The sequence below is a fragment of the Gilliamella sp. BG1 genome, assembly GCF_046635625.1.
GTDB lineage: Bacteria > Pseudomonadota > Gammaproteobacteria > Enterobacterales > Orbaceae > Gilliamella > Gilliamella bombi.
Genome location: NZ_JBIDFG010000006.1, coordinates 32,387 through 55,876 on the forward strand (window position 1 = coordinate 32,387; position 23,490 = coordinate 55,876).

19 protein-coding genes and 1 pseudogene are annotated in these 23,490 nt (G+C 34.2%); 10 read left to right on the forward strand and 10 right to left on the reverse strand.

Annotated elements, in window-relative coordinates:
* Nucleotides 1-602 precede the first annotated feature (602 nt).
* From ACGH80_RS03970 to ACGH80_RS03980, 3 genes and pseudogenes are all read left to right on the forward strand, one after another.
* Nucleotides 603-1,520 (forward strand): hypothetical protein, encoded by a 918-nt coding sequence (locus ACGH80_RS03970; protein ID WP_411630567.1) that lies wholly within the window; start codon nucleotides 603-605, stop codon nucleotides 1,518-1,520.
* Between the two features lie 377 nt (nucleotides 1,521-1,897).
* Nucleotides 1,898-2,022: pseudogene (locus ACGH80_RS03975) on the forward strand (IS5/IS1182 family transposase); the annotation flags it as partial.
* 459 nt (nucleotides 2,023-2,481) lie between these two features.
* Entirely contained in the window at nucleotides 2,482-2,970 is a 489-nt protein-coding gene (locus tag ACGH80_RS03980) for an NADAR family protein (protein ID WP_411630568.1), read from the forward strand.
* Between the two features lie 262 nt (nucleotides 2,971-3,232).
* On the opposite strand, the gene ACGH80_RS03985 is transcribed toward ACGH80_RS03980, so the two are convergent.
* Nucleotides 3,233-3,868 carry an NAD(P)-dependent oxidoreductase gene (locus ACGH80_RS03985; RefSeq protein ID WP_411630569.1) on the reverse strand — a complete coding sequence of 212 codons (636 nt, stop codon included), beginning with the start codon at nucleotides 3,866-3,868 and terminating at the stop codon, nucleotides 3,233-3,235.
* 140 nt (nucleotides 3,869-4,008) lie between these two features.
* Between ACGH80_RS03985 and ACGH80_RS03990 the strand changes: the two genes are divergently transcribed.
* On the forward strand, nucleotides 4,009-4,374 hold the full coding sequence (locus tag ACGH80_RS03990) for a winged helix-turn-helix transcriptional regulator (RefSeq protein WP_065590768.1): 366 nt from the start codon (nucleotides 4,009-4,011) through the stop codon (nucleotides 4,372-4,374).
* On the opposite strand, the gene ACGH80_RS03995 is transcribed toward ACGH80_RS03990, so the two are convergent.
* Complete coding sequence (locus ACGH80_RS03995; protein ID WP_411630570.1) at nucleotides 4,371-4,898, reverse strand: hypothetical protein; 528 nt, start codon at nucleotides 4,896-4,898, stop codon at nucleotides 4,371-4,373. The genes ACGH80_RS03990 and ACGH80_RS03995 overlap by 4 nt on opposite strands.
* A 261-nt stretch (nucleotides 4,899-5,159) precedes the next feature.
* Between ACGH80_RS03995 and treR the strand changes: the two genes are divergently transcribed.
* The 4 genes from treR (at nucleotide 5,160) to ACGH80_RS04015 (ending at nucleotide 10,200) form a co-directional block, all read left to right on the forward strand.
* On the forward strand, nucleotides 5,160-6,122 hold the full coding sequence (gene treR / locus ACGH80_RS04000; RefSeq protein WP_411630571.1) for a trehalose operon repressor TreR: 963 nt from the start codon (nucleotides 5,160-5,162) through the stop codon (nucleotides 6,120-6,122).
* A gap of 178 nt (nucleotides 6,123-6,300) precedes the next feature.
* Nucleotides 6,301-7,728, forward strand: a complete 1,428-nt coding sequence (gene treB / locus ACGH80_RS04005) for a PTS trehalose transporter subunit IIBC (RefSeq protein ID WP_411630572.1) — start codon at nucleotides 6,301-6,303, stop codon at nucleotides 7,726-7,728.
* Nucleotides 7,729-7,804: 76 nt separating this feature from the next.
* Entirely contained in the window at nucleotides 7,805-9,478 is a 1,674-nt protein-coding gene (treC, locus tag ACGH80_RS04010; protein WP_411630573.1) for an alpha,alpha-phosphotrehalase, read from the forward strand.
* Between the two features lie 173 nt (nucleotides 9,479-9,651).
* Nucleotides 9,652-10,200 carry a hypothetical protein gene (locus tag ACGH80_RS04015; RefSeq protein ID WP_296302270.1) on the forward strand — a complete coding sequence of 183 codons (549 nt, stop codon included), beginning with the start codon at nucleotides 9,652-9,654 and terminating at the stop codon, nucleotides 10,198-10,200.
* A gap of 124 nt (nucleotides 10,201-10,324) precedes the next feature.
* On the opposite strand, the gene ACGH80_RS04020 is transcribed toward ACGH80_RS04015, so the two are convergent.
* The 5 genes from ACGH80_RS04020 to ACGH80_RS04040 form a co-directional block, all read right to left on the reverse strand.
* A complete protein-coding gene (locus ACGH80_RS04020; protein WP_411630574.1) occupies nucleotides 10,325-11,386 on the reverse strand; it encodes a DNA polymerase beta superfamily protein in 1,062 nt (353 codons plus the stop codon).
* A 15-nt stretch (nucleotides 11,387-11,401) separates the two neighbouring features.
* Nucleotides 11,402-12,157, reverse strand: coding sequence for a DNA polymerase beta superfamily protein (locus tag ACGH80_RS04025; protein WP_085165866.1), 756 nt, complete (start codon nucleotides 12,155-12,157; stop codon nucleotides 11,402-11,404).
* A 416-nt stretch (nucleotides 12,158-12,573) separates the two neighbouring features.
* Complete coding sequence (locus ACGH80_RS04030; RefSeq protein WP_238786470.1) at nucleotides 12,574-13,536, reverse strand: hypothetical protein; 963 nt, start codon at nucleotides 13,534-13,536, stop codon at nucleotides 12,574-12,576.
* Nucleotides 13,537-13,769: 233 nt separating this feature from the next.
* The gene (locus ACGH80_RS04035; protein WP_296300561.1) at nucleotides 13,770-15,377 is read right to left on the reverse strand and encodes a hypothetical protein; all 1,608 of its coding nucleotides are present in this window, start codon (nucleotides 15,375-15,377) and stop codon (nucleotides 13,770-13,772) included.
* A gap of 163 nt (nucleotides 15,378-15,540) precedes the next feature.
* A complete protein-coding gene (locus ACGH80_RS04040; protein WP_411630575.1) occupies nucleotides 15,541-16,761 on the reverse strand; it encodes an RtcB family protein in 1,221 nt (406 codons plus the stop codon).
* Nucleotides 16,762-17,047: 286 nt separating this feature from the next.
* Here ACGH80_RS04040 and rtcR point away from each other — a divergent pair, with 286 nt between their 5' ends.
* Nucleotides 17,048-18,661: an RNA repair transcriptional activator RtcR gene (gene rtcR / locus ACGH80_RS04045; RefSeq protein ID WP_296317579.1), complete on the forward strand. Its 1,614-nt coding sequence runs from the start codon at nucleotides 17,048-17,050 to the stop codon at nucleotides 18,659-18,661.
* A 135-nt stretch (nucleotides 18,662-18,796) separates the two neighbouring features.
* Here rtcR and ACGH80_RS04050 read toward each other — a convergent pair whose 3' ends face one another.
* On the reverse strand, nucleotides 18,797-19,483 hold the full coding sequence (locus ACGH80_RS04050) for a DUF6882 domain-containing protein (protein ID WP_411630576.1): 687 nt from the start codon (nucleotides 19,481-19,483) through the stop codon (nucleotides 18,797-18,799).
* A gap of 243 nt (nucleotides 19,484-19,726) precedes the next feature.
* On the opposite strand from ACGH80_RS04050, the gene ACGH80_RS04055 reads away from it, so the two are divergent.
* Entirely contained in the window at nucleotides 19,727-21,124 is a 1,398-nt protein-coding gene (locus ACGH80_RS04055) for an RtcB family protein (RefSeq protein WP_085165860.1), read from the forward strand.
* A 108-nt stretch (nucleotides 21,125-21,232) separates the two neighbouring features.
* On the opposite strand, the gene pdxY is transcribed toward ACGH80_RS04055, so the two are convergent.
* Nucleotides 21,233-22,099: a pyridoxal kinase PdxY gene (gene pdxY, locus ACGH80_RS04060; RefSeq protein WP_411630577.1), complete on the reverse strand. Its 867-nt coding sequence runs from the start codon at nucleotides 22,097-22,099 to the stop codon at nucleotides 21,233-21,235.
* A gap of 12 nt (nucleotides 22,100-22,111) precedes the next feature.
* Nucleotides 22,112-23,389: an MFS transporter gene (locus ACGH80_RS04065; protein ID WP_411630578.1), complete on the reverse strand. Its 1,278-nt coding sequence runs from the start codon at nucleotides 23,387-23,389 to the stop codon at nucleotides 22,112-22,114.
* Nucleotides 23,390-23,490 lie beyond the last annotated feature (101 nt).

The following is a 23,490-nucleotide window of genomic DNA, read 5'->3' on the forward strand; positions in this document are numbered from 1 at the left end:
ATAAAGATTTAATTATTTTAAACGAGCTTTAAAAAGCTGAATTTAGTATAGCTAAAGTTAGAAAATTTATCCAAAACAAGATATAGAAAAATTTATACCGTTATCAAACGATTCAGTGTCAAACTCTTAACTATGAGTACATTTAAAAATAACCTATTGGTCTGCTATTTTTTATTTAAAAAATCGGTCAATAAATATATTGATTTTATTTATGTTTTTTGAATCCAATTTTTACCAAAAACATCCCACCATCCCCAACATCCGCCGTTACCTCACTACGCACAATTATTTACAAAAAAGTCCGCCAAAAAACTAGCCAACTATTTTATAAATGGTTATACTTTTATCGCTGTAGGAAAACAAGCTTATTAAATAAGCGAATAATTATAAAAATTCAAATAAAACAAAATATTACTTGACACGAGGAATGTAATGCATTATCATTTTAGGCACAAGGCACAAGGCACAAGCACTGGCAAACCTATGTCTTAAATTTATCAAATAATCCTATTCGACGAGTTTTTACACAAAACTTATTTATATCTTCGAAATTATCGCTCAAATCACCTAAAACAGCTTTGCTAGTATTAGCTCTGTTATTATTGTCATCGTCATGGGATGTACAGGCGAATGGTAAAAAGGCTCGAGCAGGTAATCGTAGTGATGCAATAATGCTACAACCGTCGGCAGTTATTGATTATGTAAGGCCAAATATAATTTGGGGTAGACACAAAAACGCAGGCCCAGCTGACATATGGAATCCTGATAAGGGCTTTTTAGTACAATCAATCAATCCTGAGTCATACAGCCTAAATTTTCCGACTACAGGTGCGCATAATTTATATTTTGATTTACTCATAACTGGAGATATAGAAGAATTGACATGGGAACCAGTCACGCATGAGGGAATCACTGCAACAGTGACAAATGTTGCAGCTAATGATGTTTGGATTCCTCTTGGAGATAGGGGAGTTGTAGCACGTGTTAGGCTAACAGGTCCAGAGGCAAGAAATCAATGGTACAATCCTCATCCTAATCCAATTGCTAAGCCAAGGTTACCACAGACGTTTGAGTTAGTGGGTAGAGATAGATATGGCATTGAGGTAGTAAAATATGGATTTGTATTAAGGCTGTGGTTCGTCAATCGTGGTAATCAATCGAAAACTTATAGTGACCATTTAGCATGGTGTAATAGTTTGGGTTATCGAATGCCACGGGTAAGAGATTTAACCAATGCAGTTTGTTCTGGTGGGGGGGGGGCAGGAAATTGGTGTCAAGACGCAGTAAGCGCCACACCTAGCTCATCAGTTAATTTTTACAAGCGTCACATAGGCGCTGGCTTTTTCACGGAGTGGGGCAACATGGACTACTACGCTGATGCGGGCTTCGTCTACGACGACTATTGGACGAGCGACGCTACAGCTGCAGGTAGCGCTCAGTTCAATGTCAGCTCGGACGGCGGCCACGTCTGCAGCATCAGAGCCAGCTACTCCTACTATGGCCTTTGCACCGCACCTTAGCTTTTAGCGTTTAGTTCTTAATCCTTATGGCGCGGAATGGGGTTATGGTGCTTGAGAGGATAATATAACAAAGAATAAAGCCCCCGCGTAAGTTGGGGCGTTTTCCTTAGGGTTGCGCTATTGTGGCAAAGCCACAATCGCACCGCCCGCCACCGACGCTGAAAGCGTGGCTGGCGGGGGCACAAGGACAAGCAAATAAACAAAGAGGAGTCATGCAATGGAAATTAAACAAAAATTAGCATTAAGTGACAATTCGATACATTTTTTTAGAGAAGGACTTTTTTTAAAGATTTATAACCAATCATTTTATGTGATGACTCAATTATTAGAATTCAACATAAAACCGATAATCAAACACATAAAAAACTCGACCAAATGTGCGAGCGCATCAACGTAGCTTAGATTTAGCAACTTAGCATTCACATCAGATAGGAAAAAGCTATGGGGCAACTCAGCTAAAATCCACTTTGCTGTTGATAGTGGTGGTCTACCGATTTGTTTCGCAAGGATAACATTATGTTATTGCTGGTATTTATACTTATGTGGCTACCAATGTATTGTTGATTAATATATAAACACAAAAAGTCAACTGCCTTAATAATTCAGTTAAAAAAATATTTAGTTAGCAATACAACAAGCTTTAGAAAAATGGACTATGCCAAAAACTAGAAAAATACAATGAGTCGGTTTATTATAAAATTTTGTGACAAAATTAATTATCACCTTTAATGGGCAAATATACAAATTTAGTATGGATTTATAAAGGGATATATTCTGAATCAGCAAATATTTGCAGATTCACCATATAGAGAATAAAATTTTAGGCGATTTATTAACTTTTATAATATGGCTAAGACGCATTATGAATTTTTAAAGAGTTATTTTAATTATGAAGTGTAAACAATCCAGAGGTTTCTTAGCTGTAAGTTTATTTATTCTACAAAAGGAGCAATTTAAATAGATGAAACAAGTCGGAAAGAAGAAAATGATTTTCTTTTTTAGTCCTGATCATTATCTATCTCAGTGGTATCCTTGTCATTTTGTTATTAATGAAATAGCATTTACTAGTGCAGAACAATGGATGATGTATTCTAAAGCGTTGTTATTTAAAGATATAGAGAGTGCCAATGCTATTCTATCTATTCCGTCATCTAAAATGCAAAAAAAGCTGGGGCAAACTGTGCGTAATTTTGATGAAAATATATGGAATAAGCATAAAAAAGAGATTGTTTTTGAGGGTAATTATGCAAAATTTTCTCAAAATGATGAGCTTAAAAAATATCTATTATCAACCAAAGATAAAGTATTAGCAGAAGCAAGCCCTTATGATAAGATTTGGGGAATTGGTTTAAGTATTGATGACGAAATGAGATTTAATATGACTAAATGGCGCGGCAAAAATTTACTTGGTGACGTTTTGATGCAAGTAAGGAAGGCATTAAAAGCGTAATTCTAAATAACTATTAATCATCTATTTTTATACTGAAACACATAGTTACCTGAAACTTTTTGACAAAACTATCAATCTTTTTATCAACTTTTTTGTTTATGGCGCTAACATAGATTAGCTTTTTGTTAAAAATATCCCAAGCCAAATCCAACCACTAAAATAATAAGCGTTGAATATTTTTGTTGGGATATTTTGTTAATTGTTATAAAAAATAAACGTTTATTTCTGTTTTGAAACGCTTAGCAACTGAATTTTAAAAATATCACTCAGTAGCCACAGTAAAACGTTGTTTAATATGCTTGGCTTTTTCTGCTTCATCAATCATGGCAATGGCATAATCGGCATAACTGATTTGGCTTTTTCCTTGGCTGTTAAATAACACCTCTTCACCGCCCAAGATATAATGCCCAGTTCTTTCCCCATCAGCATTAAACTCAATGGCTGGGCTTAAATAAGTCCATTGCACATCATCGCACGTTCTAAGCGCATCAAGTGCTTTGGCCATATTGGTGGCTAATGGTTTAAATACCTCAGGAAAATCAGGTGAATCAACCAAACGTAGTGAATGCTGTGGATTAACATATAAACTGCCTGCTCCCCCAACCACTAATAGGCGATTTGTTTTACCACTTAATATATCCGTTAAATGTTTTAAACTGGTTTGATGCAATGGCAGTGATTCCAGTGCCCAAGTACCAAATGCATCGATAATCACATCAAAGGGTTTTAAATCAGTATAGGTTAATTCGAACAGATCTTTAATTAGCACATTTGCTTTGGGATCGAGCGGTTGACTCGCTTTGCGCACTATTGCGGTAACATCATGCCCTCGTGAAATCGCCTCTTTGACTAAAAGTTGCCCTGTTTTACCACTCGCACCAATGACTGCTATTTTCATACTTTACTCCTTTTAATCGTTTAAGGATTAACATGATATAAGAATGGTTTTAGATTAGTCTTTAACGTTTCTACTGTAAAGTAGGTACCAAATAGTGCTATAGTAACTTTTTTGAAACTATTGTTGAATTTTAAGGATTAATGATTAAATTAAATAATGATTTGCCTATTTGCCCTGTTGAAATAACATTAATGTTAATGGGTGATAAGTGGAAAGTCTTAATTGTGAGAGACCTGCTTACGGGAACCAAGCGCTTTGGTGAACTAAAAAAATCGCTGACTGGTATATCACAAAAAGTTTTAACTCAGCACCTGCGAGCTATGGAAAAAAATGGGTTATTAACCCGCAAAGTGTATGCCGAGGTTCCCCCCAGAGTTGAATATACATTAACCGAGGTTGGACAAAGTCTAAAACAGGTGCATGATGCCATGTTAGAGTGGGGAAAGGCTTACAAATTAAAAGCGGATGAGTCATCTTTTCCTCATCCGTCAATCAATCATAATTAACTATCAAATTCTTCGCAGCCAAAATAAAACTCATCTGAGTTGGCATTTTTGTCACGACCGATAAGAATGATACTAGGAAAATGATTTTCTTCTGTGATTGGGGCTGTATATTGATAATATTGTCCTATATCACCCCAAGACATTTCTTCTTTTAAATGGGCAGGGATTGGGATTGCCCCCATTGCTTTGGCAAATGTATCTATATCACCTTTGGCAACAGCATAAAAATATGAACCGCTATCGCCTTGGTATTTAATTTGCGATACAGTCGTATTCATTATTTCCAGCGGTTTGGCAAAGTGATACTCTAAATTAATCAGCCCATCATCTTCTAAGTTTTTTATGGTAATGTTTTGTTGGTTAAGTTGTTTAACCACTTTTGCATCACGACCATCAATTGGAGCAACCTTGCATAATAAAGCCGCTTTAAATTGTGCTTCAATTGTATTATTTGTTTCGGTCGCTAATGCATATTCTGAGAAACCCAAAATGAGCAGTGAACTGCATAAAAATTTGTATGACACCTTTATTTTTTTCCTTTTTAAGGCTTTGTTTAAATTATTTACTATTGTTACAAAAAATAACTGCATTAGATAGTATTTGTCAGAATTTAGTTAAATAAAATTATTTTAATATCAATGGGTAAATGGTCAATTTTATATTAAATCTTAATATAGCTATTAGTTAACAAAACTTATTTACCAACTGGTATAAATAATCTCAAATCGCTATTTTTTATAAAATAGATTAGTATGATTTTATTGATTTTTGTTGGCTAAATTATTATGAGTATATCTTCAAACAACTTAACCATTAAAGATATTGCAAAGCTTTGTTCGGTAAGTAAATCTACCGTGTCTCGAGTGATTAATCATGATCCTATGGTTAAAGAAGCTACGCGTAATAAAGTTTTGGCAATCATTGAACAGTATCACTTTACGCCGTCTAAATCGGCAAGAGCGATGCGTGGTTATGGGAATAAAGTGATTGGGATTATTGTAACTCGTCTTGATTCTCTTTCTGAAAATCAAGCTGTTCAAAGTATGTTGCCTATTTTTTATCGGCATGGTTATGATCCTATCATTATGGAAAGCCAATTTAGTACAGCCAAAGTCAAAGAATATTTATCCATGCTTAAAGGTAAACAAGCTGATGGCGTAGTTATCTTTGCATTTACTGGACTAGAGCAGTCATTATTATCCACCTGGCAAAATAGTAGTGTAGTAATCGCAAGAAAATTCCAAGATCATACTTGTATTTGTTATGATGATATTGGTGCAGTTAGATTATTGCTTGCTCATTTATATCAATCGCAACAACATCAAAATATTGGTTATGTCGGTATTGAGCAACAAGACCAAACTACTGGCGCATTGCGTTATCAAGCTTATTTGGATTTTTGCCAGCAATATCAACTTAGCCCCAATGCGGTTTTAGGTCAATTAAGTTATCGTTCAGGTTATGATCTTGCCCAATTGGTGTTAACTAAAAATCCATCGGCTATCGTTTGTGCAACTGATGGTATTGCATTAGGATTAAATAAGTATTTACACGAAAAACAGCTTGAACATATTACCGTAGCTAGCATTGGTAATAGTGAGCTACTGAGTTTTCTTTTTCCTAAGACTTGTGCAGTTGAACTCGGTTTTGATCAAGCAGGTAGTTGTGCGGCTCAAGAGTTACTTAATATGTTACAAAATCAGTTTGAACTGAAAAGTATCACCATTCCTTGCCATTTAATAAGCTAACCAGTAGTTATTTTTATTTAATTTGTGCTTATTTTGCTCTAATTTGTGATATTAATCACAAAAAAGGGAACGTTCCCATTTATTAATTTATCAATTCAATCTATGCTTAATCTATATTCAAAATAGCCAGATTATTAGTGAAATAAAAAGGCTAATTCTAATTTAAAGGAGACCTTTTATGGCTAAAAATTTCCAATTAACTAGCCAATCGATAATGCAATTGATCGAGTTGATTGGTGGGAAAGAAAATATTGCCAGTGTCACTCACTGTTTAACAAGATTGAGGTTTGCCTTAGTTGATCCTAAGCTAGCTGATGTCCAAGCTATAGAAGAACTGCCTTTTGTGAAAGGTTGTTTTAATAATGCTGGACAGTTTCAAGTTATCATTGGTACCAATGTTGATAGTTATTACAAAGCATTGATCCAGCAATTAAATTTAGATGAAGCAAGCAAAGAGCAAACTAAAGTTGCAGCAAAAAAGAATATGTCTTTTTTTGAAAGGTTTATTTCTAACTTAGCAGAAATTTTTGTGCCATTATTACCAGCTTTAATCGCTGGTGGTTTATTACTTGGATTACGTAATATTATTGGTGAAATGCCAACTATTGATGATAAGCCGCTGATACAAACCTATCATTGGCTAGCGCCAATTTACAGTATACTTTGGTTACCTTGCGAGGCGATTTTCCACTTTTTACCAGTTGCCATTTGTTGGTCTACCGTGAAAAAGATGGGAGGATCGCCAATTTTAGGTATTGTTTTAGGCATCACTTTGGTTTCACCACAATTGATGAGCGCTTATGACCTTGGCAGTAAAATACCTGATGTTTGGGATTTTGGTTGGTTTAGTATCGAAAAAGTCGGCTATCAAGCACAGGTGATTCCGTCTATTTTTGCAGGTTTAGCGTTGGGTTGGTTCGAAACACGATTACGCAAAATTGTACCTGATTACTTGAATCTAGTGATTGTGCCGATTGTTGCTCTTCTTGTTTCTGTGCTTTTAGCACATTTCCTTTTAGGTCCAATTGGAAGAATGTTAGGTAATGGTATTGCTTTTATTGTTAAATATTTAATGACTGGTGATTATGCCTTTATTGGCGCTGCTGTTTTTGGTTTCTTTTATTCACCATTGGTTATTACTGGTATTCACCATACAACCCTTGCAATTGACTTACAAATGACTGAAAGTATGGGCGGTACGCCGATTTGGCCAATTATTGCTTTATCTAATATTGCTCAAGCTTCGGCTGTTGTGGGTATTATTTTAGTTAGTAAAAAACATAATGAGCGTGAAGTGTCGGTTCCTGCTGCCATATCAGGTTATCTTGGGGTAACCGAGCCTGCTATGTATGGTATTAATTTGCGCTATAAATTCCCGATGCTGTGCGCCATGGTTGGTTCAGCTTTAGCTGGGTTAATTTGTGGTTTATTCGGTGTGTTATCTAATGGTATTGGGGTTGGCGGTTTGCCGGGTATTTTATCGATAAAGCCGATATATTGGTCGATTTATGCTTTGGCGATGATTGTGGCAATTGTGGTTCCGATTGTTTTAACTTCGATCGTTTATAAAATTAAACTTAAAAAAGGTACGTTAGATATTCGTTAAACACGAGCTAATAACCATTAACCGTTCTTGTTATTGAGCGGTTAATTTATGAAAAATAAATAATAAAGAGCAAGCAATGAATAAAATCGATATCCCTTGGTGGCAAAATGGTACTATTTACCAGATCTATCCAAAAAGTTTCCAAGCTAGTGGCGCTGGTTCGACGGGTGATTTATTAGGTATTATTAGCCGATTAGACTATCTTGAAAATTTAGGGGTTAGTGCTATTTGGTTAACGCCGATTTATCCATCCCCACAAATTGATAACGGTTATGATGTGTCGGATTATTATGATATAGATCCGAGCTATGGCTCAATGGCTGATTTCGAACTACTGGTTAAACAAGCGCACGAGCGTGGTATTCGCATTATGATGGATATGGTGTTTAATCATACTTCAACACAGCACCCATGGTTTAAATCAGCCTTAGATAAGTCAAGTCCTTATCGCTCATTTTATATTTGGAAAGACGCTAAAGCCGATGGCTCAGAGCCTAACAATTGGCGGTCAAAATTTGGCGGTAAAGCATGGCAATGGCATGAACAATCAAAACAGTACTATTTGCACTTATTTGCTAAACAGCAAGCCGATCTTAATTGGGAAAACCCAACTGTTCGTCAAGAAATCAAAAAAGTATGTCAATTTTGGGCTGATAAAGGCGTTGATGCATTAAGGCTTGATGTGATTAATTTAGTTTCAAAACAGCAAGATTTTCTGGATGATGAAAATGGTGATGGTCGTCGATTTTATACCGATGGTCCAAAAATTCATGAATTTTTACAAGAGATCAGTCGTGATGTGTTTCAACCCAACCAACTTAAAACGGTTGGCGAAATGTCATCCACCACATTAGAAAACTGCCAAAAATATGCTAGCTTAGATGGTAAAGAATTGACCATGACGTTTAACTTTCATCATCTAAAAATCGATTATCCAAACGGTAATAAATGGACGCTGGCTAAACCTGATTTACTTGAACTCAAAAAAATCCTTGGCTATTGGCAAACAGGCATGCAAGATAAGGCTTGGAATGCAATTTTTTGGTGTAATCATGATCAACCTCGTATCGTCTCACGCCTTGGTGATGAAAACCAATATCACAAACAATCTGCCAAAATGTTAGCCATGCTACTGTATGGTTTACAAGGCACACCTTATCTTTATCAAGGTGAAGAAATCGGTATGACCAATCCTCATTTTACTGATATTTCACAATATAAAGATGTTGAGAGTCTTAACATTTATCAAGAAAAAATAGCAGATGGTATGTCTAAAGCAGAAATTTTAGCAATCCTTGCTAGCAAATCCAGAGACAACAGCCGAACGCCAATGCAATGGGATAATTCAGCCAATGCTGGCTTTACTAAAGGTAAGCCTTGGATTGAGGTGGCAAACAATTATCCACAAATTAATGTCAAAGCGGCACTTGATGATCCTGATTCGATATTTTATTGCTATCAAACCTTAATTAAATTACGCAAAACATACCCGATTTTTATTTTTGGTGATTATCAAGATTTAACGCCAGATATTGCTGATTATTGGTGCTATATCAGACGGTGGCATAATCAAAAATTACTGATGATAGCAAATCTGACCGATAAAACACTGACATGGTCATTACCTAATTCGTTACAACTCTTGAATTGGCAACGATTATTTAGCAATTATCAAGATAACCATCGGCTAGGCTCTGAAATAAGATTAAAACCTTATGAGACCATATATTGGTTGCAACAGGCGGATTAAGCAAGCGATATGGGCAATCTATAAAAAGGTTGTCCATTTTAATGTACGATAATTGTCCCATTTTAAAGCCAACCAGTTGATCGATTTAATTAAAATATCTTTTAAAAAATAGCCTAAAAGTTATAATATTTTGCTTAAAAAATGGGTAAATAAAAAATTAAAGAGGAATGAGGATGGAAGACAAAACGATTTTATTAATGAATCAGTATTTAGATAGAGATTATAGTGTTTTTCCAATGGCTGAAGATAAAATAGTATTGCAAGATATTCGCAATATTGAAAATAGTTTGGCAATTAAATTTCCTGATGAATATGTTGCTCATTTACTTGGTGAAGATTGTGATGCTATTCCCCATAGAGGCATTTATATTGAAGTAAAAGAGGAGATTTGGCGTCGTCCTCAAGCAATGGCCGTGGGACCTTTTTGGACATTTTTATATGGTTTTCATACTTATACAGCCTCTAAATTAAGTGCTGATTGGATGAGGCTTGATTTTATTGGCCATCAATTTATGCAGGAAACAGGGCTTAAAGCAATCCCAATCTTGAAAATTATTAATGATGCTGATATGTATTGTGTTAATGAATTTAGTGATATTGTAAAATTTAATCACGAAATGAATGTTTTGGAACCAACAAATATGGATTTTTGGCAGGTTTTGGAATTTGAATTAAAAGAGCTAAAAGAAAGAAAAGAAACCAAAAAATCTAAATTAAAATAATTTCATACTTAAATTAGAGTATCACAAGGAAGTGAAATAAATTAACATAATGACATGTATTGTAAATAACTCATTGAATTATTTTTATAATTCAATCATGAACTGTTATTGTTTTGCGATATCATTAGTGGTTATATAATAATTCACGCATTTTTACTAACTGTGCAATCGCTTTAGTAAAATTAGGTGTTTCTGGCAACATTGAAGTGATTGATGCGGTTTCAATTTTGCTTAACAATGTTTCTGCGATATTCATAATCTCATCATAGCTTAATTGACCATTTTTAATGGCAAGCAGTTCATCACGATTAGCGCATTTATTGGTAATGGTGCCTTTAGTCATTATTTCATGCGCCACTTGCAATAAACGAATAGTATGCATCATATTTTTAGCATCAAAATCATTACCACTTTTAATATTACTTTGATAACGCTGCTCATTTCGCTTTTCAACCCATTGCCAGTAAGCCTTATAATCACGACAATGCGATGAAAAACCATCACGATTAAAACTTAAGTAAGCATTTACTGTGGTGCCTACTTTCACCGACGACAAGCAAAGTTCGGTCGAATCATCATTTTGAATAATGCCATGATAGCCACAATCCCCCGAGGCATCATAAAAAAGAGCATATAAATCTCGACTATGTGGAATATTCACCAAACCACATAAATGTTGCTCAAAACGCTTTTCACTTAACCAATTAGTGAGGGGATAAGCATGCTGCCCTTGAATAATATAACAAAAATCAAGAACCGTTTTACGTTTCACCTCAATGGGATTATTGATTTTTTTATTCAATCCTTTAGCTTTTTTAATTTGTGACATAGCATAGTGAGCAAAGGTTTGTTTAGTTTGTTGGGATAGAAATAGATCAAGGGTTAACTGCTGCGTAATTGGATGCTGATATAAAATACAGTCGGGTGCAGAAGCCAATACTTCTAAAATATTCGGATTACTTTTTAGCAATAACTCAACAAAGCGACCTAATTCATAATAAACAATATCATTAGTTTCATTATTAATTTGTGGAATATAATCCAATCCATAAAACTTATTTTTAGGTAGATAAAAAACTCCTTTAATATCGGTATCTGATGTTTCAGTAGCCAAACCAAATGCACGGCTACCGCTGATCACTTCAAATAAGATTAAGTTTTGTGCTTTTAAATCGTCGATTGTCATTTAGTTTTCCTTGTCTTATTTTAAGCTCATTAATGTTTGTATAAAAAAATAATCTAACTTATCAGCCTTAAAATGTTGTTCGTCTATAGCCTGTAAACTTTCTTTAATCTCAATCATGGATTGTTCAATAAACAATAAGATTTTTGGATCGATAGTGATAGGTGTTGATTCAGTCATGGTTGCTTTTAAGGCAATAATATCATTGATTTGTTGGCTTAAATCATCAGGTAATAGTGTCAATAATGGCGTAATGGCCATGGGGGCGATTTGCTGTTTTTCTAAACACCATTTGGCACTTAATAAAGGTCTTAATACATAAAACAGTTTTTTGATACCGATCTGCTGCCCTTCACTGCTTTGTAAGGCGCTTTTAGCAATCCCTAAATAGTGATGAATATTGCCACGAGCATTAAAAAAATCAGCACAAAGTTGCCATAATTGGTTAGCAATTGGTGCATTTTGTTGATAAATAATGGGTGATTGCAACCATTCAAACGGGGTAGTATTTGATTTGCGGATCAATTGTAAAGTTTTTTTTAAATCCCAACCATGCAAATCCAGCTCATCATCAATAGGAAAAGTTAAATGTGAAGCAGGGTTATCAATGGCTAAGTATTTCTCAAAACGATGCACATAAATAAAACGCACATCATAATCACTATTCGGCGATGGAAACCCCCACGCCCGACTGCCTGATTCGCAAGCGTAAAGTATATGGATATTATGTTGTTGTGCTAATTCTGCTAACTTTTGTTTTATGCGGTTTTGCATTGCAACTATTCCTTTAGGTTATTTATTTTACTTTATATCTGAATTTTTAACGCATTTAAAGTCTTTTGCATATTACCATTAACAAATCATTGAGCATGATGATTTATGATTGAAACGGTATAGAATCCTGAATATTTTTTACAAATAATATAACAAAGTCTAACTTTAACCCATTTTCAAAATTAAATTCTTTGACATGTACCATTTCCCTTTTTAGATAATTTAATAAAATGGCATCGTGTATTAAATATGAGCAGAATATCTGAATATAGGATTTAACGGGTAATTTTAGATATTTAATTAAAATTCAAAAATATAATTAAATTTACCCTTTCTAATCTTCAAGATGCGAATGTCTAAGAATCAGGCTAGATGCAATACGGTTGTATATTTTTCAGTATATTATCATACTGTAATTATTTTCGGTTTAGCAAAAATTCTTTTTGATTATTAATTATGCGGTTAAAATTACTTTTAAATCCAAACATTATTTGAAATAAAGAATGATTAAAAAATATCACTTTGCCTGATGAAAAGTCATTTTGTTTTTTATATAAAGAAATCACATTAGGCGTTTCAGGAGGAAAACTATTATAAACTTCATAATGAATAAAACTGTGTTTGATTGAGTTAAAAAGGTTATTAATCATTTTTAAAAAACCACTACTATCTTGCTGATAATTAATATCATCACCTAGAATAATTTTTTTACAAAGAGGATAATTTGTAACTTTTTTAGGGGAAAATAAATCACCTATACAATCTACTTTTATTTGGCTATCTTTTATAAAAATACTCTTATAGCAAGTAATGTATGTCAATTGAACCAGTTCATCAAATAAACTTCTTATTGAAAGAATTAAACTTTCTGTTTTTAACCTATACATAATGGCTGGATTACGATTTTGCGGAAAAATCATTCCAATATTCTGAATGTTTTTAACATATTTTTCATGAAAATCTATAACTTCAATAAATTCATTTTGAATATGTAAATATCTATAGGTAAGTATTAATGATTGTAATTGAGGATTTGTAAAATTTTCTATCTTTTCATATTGTGGCATTTTATGAAAATCGAAAGTATCTATTGTGAAATATGGTGGTAGATTTTCTTGATAAATATAGTTTTCTTCCGACATATTGCTAGCTCTATTTTTTTTAAAGACGTCTTTTTTTGCTGTCCATTGCTCGTTTTCAAAAACATATATAAAACCTGAAGGAAGTTCTCCATCGGGTACAGGGATATCTGTCGAATTAGCGGGAAGCCCTATACCTGCTGGCTGATAACAATTTTCTTCATGATGGGTAAAATATTTATCTTTTTCATCATAATGATAAATAGTTACATACCTTTCATGATCGTAAAATTTACACATAAATATCTCCTTTAGTTAATATACCATTCTTTTTATGGGTTATATAAATTATGGTTTTTGTCAACCTATTTGGCTCTGTTTTAGCTATTATGTAAAGCTAATAGTATTTTCTATCTTTATTTAATGTCTTCATCTGATTCAATTGTACTAGTAGTTGTATAGCTGGCTTTATCATATTTTAAACGGTTTAATATCGAGGATTGCTCCTCGATATTTGCAAGTAAATAGAATATTTAACTATTGTGCGAAGCAAGTAGCGTTACTAACCTTTTTTTAATTTCATCATTAGGTTCATTTGCAATAAGTTCTTGCAGGGCAAGCGTTATTTTATCTGTCCAACATTGTCGATCCCAAGCTTCAATGGCATTTAATGCCATGTTTCGGTTGCGTATTACTGGGCTGTTTAGACCAATTAATATAAGATCTTCACCCATACCCGGAAATCGATTGAGCTCTTGTAAAATAGCATCCAATGCACGGTGTGCTTTATATTTGATGCCAAATGCAGATTCTAGCGCTGGCCCAGTTGCGATTTTTGTAAAGTCATATTGTTGCCTAGCTAACTGTATAACTTGTTGTACTCTTTGTATATCATCGGCTTGCATTAAATAATACCACTGTTCACCCTGATGATTTTTTTGATATGCAAAACGCGCATCCCATGCATCAAATCCAAATTGCGTGTAAAGATCAGCAGCTAGGTAAAATTTACTGCTATCATCAGTCATTAAATCATGTTCAATTAATGCTAACCATTTATCTTGATGGATAAACTTATTTGCTTTTTCAATAATTGCATTTTTTATTTTTTCATTCCAATTAGGATAGCTTTCATTAAGCTGGTTGCTAACAAAATCATGTATAGTCAGTACTGTCCGTAAAGGGGGGAGTTCAGCTAATGAGGGTAGTTTTAGTAAATGTTTTAAATAATTTAAACAAACAATAGCACCTTCTTCATAACAATGCATATCTTCGGCTGGTCCGCCCATGATGAGTGCCTCTAAAATTTCACCCGCAGATTCTAATAAAGGTAAATCAACATAATCTTGTTCTAAAACCTGATTTAATTCACCTGTGGTTGCGCAAGTATAAGCAAGATATTCGTTCATAACGCTATTTTGATAACCCGCTCTTAATAACCAATCTTTAGTTGTTGATGATAATTGATATCCGACTAATCGTTCAACAATATGGATCCTACCCCAACCATCCACTTTTTTAGCTAAAGTAACTAAGGCATTTTCGACTTGTTCGGGTGATGATAAGGTGTTTTGTAATGCAACTGCTGAATATAAGGTAAACTCTTCATGCATGCCTAATAATAAAAATAAGTCTGTTTGTTCGGTAGTAAAACATCCTAATACAGCAATACTAAACTTAATGATTTCACGATCAGGGCTATTTGTTGCTAACCAATAGGTAAATTCATATAACTTATCAAAATCAATGTCAATTTTTGGTATTGCATCACTTAAATCATCAATAAAACTTAAAGTACCTTCCGTATTTATTAAGGTGTAAAGTTTTTCGATATCGTGTTTATTGGGTTGTGTTGATATTGTGATTAGTAACGTTAAAATTTCTTCAACACATGTGTGTTCAGATGATACGCCATGATGATTGCTAACCCCATCCATCGTCCCTGCTGCCCATTTTAATTTTGTATCATCAGATGATTCATCAGGAAGTGTTTGGGCTATTTCAGGCAGTTTTTCCGCATGTTGATAAGGCAGTAAAAATTGATAAATACTGATTTTATTGTTATCCCATACCATTGGAAATGGTTGAGTCGTCGCCATATTTGAGGGTTCTGTCGTTGAATTTTGAGTAGTTTCTTTCATCGTTAATCCTTTAAATATTTTATTGTTAGAATGATTAATTAGTTATTTAAATCAAATTGAATAATCATGATAGTAATGCATTATTTTAGATTTATCATTGATATAATTAAGGTTTTTAATATTTTTATTTCCACCAATATTGAGGATTGCTCCTCAATATTTTTTACCCTTTCACACACACAACTTGCCGTAATTGATGGACAATTTCGACCAGTTCATTTTGGGCTGTCATTACTGCATCAATATCTTTGTATGCCATTGGGATTTCATCAATCACGTTGGCATCTTTACGGCATTCAACATGCGCTGTTGCTTTAATTTGGTCTTCAATGGTAAATTTCTTTTTGGCTTCTGTTCGGCTCATAACTCGCCCTGCACCATGCGAGCATGAACAGAAACTTTCTTCATTACCAAGTCCTCGCACAATATAGCTTTTTGCACCCATTGAGCCTGGAATAATCCCTAGCTCACCTTTTCGAGCAGACACCGCACCTTTACGCGTAATGAAAATTTCTTCACCAAAATGTTGCTCTTTTTGTACATAGTTATGGTGACAATTTACTGCCGACATGTGGGTGGTAAATGGTTTAGTAATGACTTTACGCATTGCTAAAATAACATTATTCATCATTGCTTCACGGTTGAGTCTTGCAAATTCTTGCGCCCAATGCACAGCATCAACATAATCTTGAAAGTGTTCAGTGCCTTCTTGTAAATAAGCTAAATCTTTATCAGGTAGATTTTTGATATGGGCTTCCATATCTTTTTTAGCCATTTCTATAAAAAAGCTACCAATAGCATTACCTACACCACGTGATCCACTATGCAGCATTATCCAAACTCGATCGGCTTCGTCCAAACAAATTTCGATAAAATGGTTGCCAGTGCCGAGTGTTCCTAAATGTCGGTAGTTATTAGTATTTAAAAAACGTGGGTATTTTTCAGTTAATTTTTCAAAACCGGGTAATAGCTGTTGCCAATAACTATCGATTAGTGATGGTGGATTTTGCCAGCTACCAATATCTTGTCGACGGTTATGAGGCGATCGACCATGTGGTACCGCTTTTTCAATTTCATGCCGTAACGGTAATAAATTATCGGGCAAATCACTCGCTATTAAAGACGTTTGCACAGCAATCATGCCACAGCCAATATCCACTCCTACAGTTGCAGGTATAATTGCGCCTATGGTTGGGATCACACTACCGATAGTCGATCCTTTACCTACGTGTACATCAGGCATTACGGCGATATGTTTAAAAATAAACGGTAATTGTGACGTTTTGGTTAATTGTGTTTTGGCTTCTTCTTCAACAGGCACGCCTTTTGTCCACATTTTTATTGGTTTTGCGTTATCTGTTTGTAATAAGTTATATTGACTCATTTTTAATTCCATCTAAATTTTATGTAACGTTAAGTTACTAAGTTTACAAGTTCAGTTTTATTTTGGGATGTTATCCCTTTTCTCTTGGGCGATAAAACCTTTTTTGTTATTCATTATTATAATTTGCTAAAAGTGTGCCAAAAATTAAAAAAAGATAAAAATAATTAATATCAATTTGATTTAAAACGAAAAAATAAATTTAAAACAGATCAATCTAAAAATTAGATAGATTTAAATAAGTTTGTTTTTTATAATTTTATCTATTAATTTATAAATTTTTATAAAAATGAAAAAGAATGTAGTGTTTGGTTTTTTAGGAAATGTATTGGATCAACGTGGTAAAGGTAAACGACGATGGTTGCAATGGCGACCGACTATCGATTTATGTCATCAATCTGATCTACCATTAACTCGATTTGAATTACTCTATTATCAAAACGATTATCATCTGCTTTGCGAAGTTGTTAAAGATATTAAAATTTTATCACCACAAACCGAAGTAAGGCCAATCGCAGTAAATATAGATGATCCATGGGATTTTGAACAAGTTTATACCTGCCTTTTTGATATTTCGAAAAACTACTCATTTAATTCAGAACAAGAAGAGTATTATTTGCATATCACAACAGGTACGCATGTCGCACAGATTTGTTGGTTTTTACTAGCAGAATCGCGCTATTATCCAGCTAAATTATTACAAATGTCTCCACCATCCAAAAAGGAGATAATAGAAAAAAATTATAACTTAGAGGAAGCAGATCTTATTGCGCAAGTACCTTACGGTAATATGAATATCATCGATTTGAATTTGCATCGTTATGATAAAATCTTAACCCGTTTTCAACAATATGCCATTCAAGCAACAGATCTGTTAAAGTCAGGTATCGCTACTCGTAACCAACAATTTAATCAATTAATTGCTGAAATAGAACAGGTTGCTAGCCGATCGCATGCCCCTATTTTATTGTGTGGGCCAACTGGTGCAGGTAAATCATTTTTAGCTAAACAAATTTATTTGCTAAAACACACTAATCATCAAATTAACGGTCAATTTGTCGAAATTAACTGCGCCACCTTACGAGGTGATAGTGCAATGTCAACCTTATTTGGCCATGTGAAAGGAGCATTTACGGGTGCAAATCTCGCTCGTACCGGTTTACTTAAAAATGCTGATGGGGGATTATTATTTTTAGATGAAATTGGTGAACTTGGGCTTGATGAACAAGCAATGTTATTAAAAGCGATCGAAGAGAAACAATTTTATCCATTTGGTAGTGATAAACCGATTCAGAGTGATTTTCAATTAATTGCTGGGACTAATAAAGATCTTAAATTGGCGATTGAGAATGGTGAATTTCGTGAAGATCTGTTTGCCAGAATCAATTTGTGGAGTTATCAACTGCCGAGTTTAGCCGAACGAAAAGAAGATATCGAACCGAATATTGATTATGAATTGGCGCGTTATGCTAAAGAATACGGCATTATGCCACGTTTCAATCAACAATCAAGACGTGCTTATTTAGCTTTTGCTACCTCTCAGGAAGCCTTATGGCAGGGTAACTTTCGTGAATTAAATAGCTCGATTATTCGAATGGCAACGTTAGCACCACAAGCTAATATTACGTTGGAACAAGTAGAAAAAGAGATTCTACGCTTAAAACAAAACTGGGGGAAACACAAATCAGATGACTCTTTAATTCCATTAGAAATAGATGAATTTGATCGCTTCCAATTGGAAAAGGTGATTGAAATCTGCCAAAAAAGTAGCTGTTTATCTGAAGCTGGCAGAAAATTGTTCGCTGTGTCTCGCATAAAAAAACAACGTAGCAATGATGCTGATCGATTAAAAAAATATTTGGCAAAGTTTGGTTTAAGTTGGGATATGGTTAATAAAGCTTAATCAATGTATTGGTAAAATCTATTCCATAAATGAAAAGATTTTTACTGACAACTGTATTTATACATTTAAACTAATTAAACGAGATTGTTCATCAAATTTAGCAACTACTCTTTGCTCACCTTTTATTGCAACAAGCTATGTTTGAGCTGTCAAATCGCTTTGTTTGACTTGATAATCTTTAGCAATTAGATAGTACTTAAGTGCCTGGTAATGATCCACATCAAAGTTTGAAATAAATTGAGAAAATATTTCAAAAATTTGGGTTTGATTATTTTTCTGCTCATGGTTATCACTTTCAGATGAAGAACTCCCAAACAGATTTGTTATAAATTTTGGAAAAATTTTAGAGATTTTATTCTGGTTATTATTTTTTGAGTTAATATGATCTTTTTTTATGGTTACCAATGCTATTCCTTGCCCAAAATCAGCCAGATAATATCCATCGGTATTAAACATTCCTGTAGCAATTACCCCTATTTTGTATAAATCTTCTTGTGTAGTGTCAAATTGAGCAGAAGTGAATAAATTAATATCATTTTCTTCACCATAGCTTTTTAAACTCAACGCTTGTTCAATAACCGATGTGGGTAACTGCGATGCTTCGTTATTCCAAGACCAAAGCCATGTTTCAGAAGATAAAGAAAAAGTACCTAATAATTGAATAGAAAAGGTTATATTATCACCAAAATAGATAACACCTTGATTGATATCTATTTGCCAATTGCTATCGCCAATTATTTCATAAAAATTGAGCTGTTTTTCAAATCCATAACAACCAAAGTTCTCTAACAATTCTTTTTCTGATTTGCATGGTGTTAGCATAACTTTTTGTATCCCCATACCCATAATAATTCTTTATTTTCTCTTTTAAATTTTATGTTTTGATTTAATACTGATATGTAATCCATAATATTAATATATGGTTTATCAAATCTCAATATCTTTACAGATAAAGATTTTTTGTATAGAATGTGCCCGCTTTCCTGAATAGTGCTGCTGCAGGAAAACAGTAATTATCTTCTCAATATGAGGAGACACTATTTTATTGTTTTCTAGGTGGCTATTATGTCTACATTTACCCGTTTACAAAAACGTTTGTCCCGCCTTGGGATTGAAAGTCATTTTAATAATGATATTTATACTTTTAATAAAGAAAATACTACTGCTCAGGTATTATTGCCTAATCCTTTACCATTAGAGGAAAAAGCCGTAGAACAACTATTAAATTTTGCTTCAGTTAAAATACCTAATAGTTTAGGTAAAGTTTGTACTGCGCGTGCAACACCCGATTTTCATCCGGGTACTATTGCACCAGTAGGTAGTATTGTTGCTACCACGCAGAATTTTATTATTCCAGCTGCAATTGGCACTGATATTAATTGTGGTATGCGGCTTTTTACAACGGGCTTAAGTTATGAGCAAGTGTGTAAACAAAAGTCTTCAATTATTGCGCAATTAAAACGCGTATTATTGCAAGATGAACGTGATGTTCCTGTTACGCCGCGATCTTTTCAAGCATTATTTGATCAAGATATTTCGGCATGGTTATCTGAATTACCTCAGCATGGGCTATGGAATTCGGTTAATTATGAACGGTTACGGGCAGAGCTTGATAAAATATCTGGTAATCATTTAATTGTAGCAGATAGTAAATATGCACCTGAAGCCTTTTTTGAAAAGCGAGATATTATCCGTCCCGCTAGCTTAGGTACTGTCGGTTCTGGTAACCATTTTGTTGAGTTACAAATTGTTGATGAGATAATGGATCGTCATTTAGCTTATCAATTAGGTCTTCAAAAAAATAGTATTGTGGTTATGATCCATACTGGATCACGTGATGTTGGATTTTATATTGGTCAACGTTGGCAAGATAGAGCAAAAGCCCTATGGCCAGCTAATGAAAAACAGCCTAAATCAGGATTGTTTGGCTTGACTGATAATGACGCTAAAGCTTATTTACAAGCAATGGGCGTTGCTGCTCGATATGCTTGGATAAATCGTATTGTCATCACCGAGTTAATACGTAAATCGTTATCAACGATCTTTCATCAAGATGATAGTCAATTAGTGGTTGATATTTCTCATAATATTATTTTACCAGAGCAAGGCATGAATATTCATCGTAAAGGTGCTACGCCTGCATATACAGGTCAAATAACATTAATTCCTGGGTCGATGGGTGATCACTCTTATGTAGCAGTTGGTAAAGGTAATGAAGAGTGGTTATGGTCTTGTTCACATGGTGCAGGAAGAGCAGAAAGAAGGCAAAACATGCGTAATAAAAAGGTAGAGTTTGAAAAGACTACCTTACCATGGCAATGCATTACTCTCAAAGAAGAGCGGCTACGCGAAGAAGCGCCTATAGCATACAAACCAATTACACCAGTAATTGAGGCGCAACAAAAAGCCGATTTGATTCAAACCATAGTTAAACTTAAACCTTGGATTACGTTTAAAGTATAATTAGGAAAATATTTTGTGCTAGAATTTATTATTTAATCAAAATATTAATATAAAATTTTAGCACAAAATACTTATTGTTTAGAAGAATAACATAGAAATGATATTCTTTTATAACATCAATTCCATCCCCCGATACCGCAAATCTGGCTTTTTAATCCACGCTTGAGCATCAATAATTGCCAATTCTCGAGCCTCTTTTTGTTTGGTGATCTCTAGCACGTGATTAGCGGCATTGGCGGCTAATTCAAACGCCATTAATTGGGATTGTCCATTAATTAGATGCGCTGTAAACAAGCTACAAATTAAATCACCTACACCTAATGGACGATGTGGAAAGTCATATAGTGGGCGGGCAAGATGATAGTTTTGGGTTGGCGTTGCTAACACCATTTCAAATAGGTCGGTTGTTTTGCCAGCGTGCACCAAATTTTTTACTAATATAGCTTTAATAGACTGTTTTTGTAATGTTTTTATCGCATTTAGTACATCGTTAAATGTTTTAATTTCGATATCAGAAAGTATTTGTAATTCTAATAAATTTGGTGTGATATAGTCGGCTTGTTTAACCGCTTGTTTAGTGAAGAAATCAATAATACCTTGTGGCAGTGAACTACCTTTATTGATATCGCCACCCATAACAGGATCACAAACATAGATAGCATTAGGGTTATAGTATTTAATTTTGTTGACTGCTTCTAAGATTTCTTCGCCTTGTTCAGCAAGACCAATATAGCCCGAAATAATGGCGTCAATAGACTTTAAGATCCCAATTTTTTCTAGACTATTAACTATTCGTGTAATTTGTTTAGCACCAAGCACTATGCCATCATAATGAGGATAAACCGTATTACTGGATAATTGCACGGTATGGATCGGCATAACTTCAACGCCTTGTAGCTGCATGGCTAATGTCGATACCTTGTTACCGGCATAACCATAAACAACATTTGATTGAATTGATAATACTGTTTTCATATGTTTGCCTTATTATTCGTCATAGTAATGATAGCGGTTTAGGAGATAGATACAGATGATAGATATCAATGCTAAACAACAATAAAACAAGGCTAATGGTATCCAAAAAGCTTTGTAAGTATAAATAATATATGCCCCTATCATCGGAATTAGGCTACCAAAAATGGCAGCGCAACCTTGATAGCTGATAGATAACCCTGTGTAACGTATTCTGGTAGGAAAAACTCGACTTAAATAGCCCGCTATTACGCCATAAAAGCCACTGTAGCAAATTACGTTGAGCGAAATACCAATAATAAAGCTATTTTTTGTGCCTAGCTGAATGATTGGGAATAATAAAAATACCGATCCCATTGCTAAGATTGCCGAACAAATTAAAAATCGTGTTGCCGAGTATTTTTCTGAAAAATAGGCAATAAAAGGTTGCACAACAAAATGCACAATCGCAATCCAAAATAGAGCATCAACAATTATCTTGTCTTCAATACCTAGTGCAATAGTGGTATAGCCAATCATTAATGTATTAGAAAATATTCCACTAAATGACAATATATTAGCGCCAATGCTTAAAATTAATAGTGGTGTTGATTTTTTTAAAACTTCAATAATCGGTATTGAGTCTTGCTTTAAGTTTGCTTGCTTTTTGCATGATTCGATAAAGACAGGTGACTCGGTTAAGGTGACTCTAGCAATAATGCCAATAATTAATAAAATAGAACTGGCTAAAAATGGAATACGCCAGTAGCCACTATTAATAAGCTCAGCTATAGGTGAACGGATAATATAAGAAAAGACCAATAATGCTAAAATATTTCCTGCTGGGCTTCCCCACTGTGCAAAGGAAGAAAAGAAGTTTTTTAACCCTTTTGGGGCATGTTCATTGGTCATAAGCACTGCACCGCCCCATTCACCACCAACCGCAATCCCTTGTAATATGCGTAATGTAACTAATAATATTGGTGATAAAATGCCTGCTTGTTGATAAGAGGGTAATAAACCAACACAGGTGGTGGCACACCCCATTAAAACCAACGTAGTAATTAACGATTTTTTACGCCCCAAACGATCACCAATATGACCAAATAGTAACGCTCCTAAAGGACGTGATAAAAATCCCACGGCAAAGGTGGCAAAAGATCCTAAGATTTGCACAAATTGATTATCATCAGGAAAAAAAAGCTGACCAAATATTAATACTGATGCCAAGGCATAGATATAAAAATCATACCATTCAATGGTCGTACCAATAAAGGCGGCAAAAGCGACTTTTTTAGCTGATGAATTGGACATAAGTAATCTTAGGGCTATCGCGGTTGTAAGTTAATAATGAGTACGAAACTAGCACAAAACTATTAATATGACAATTTGTTATCTTCTAAGAAAAGAAAAAT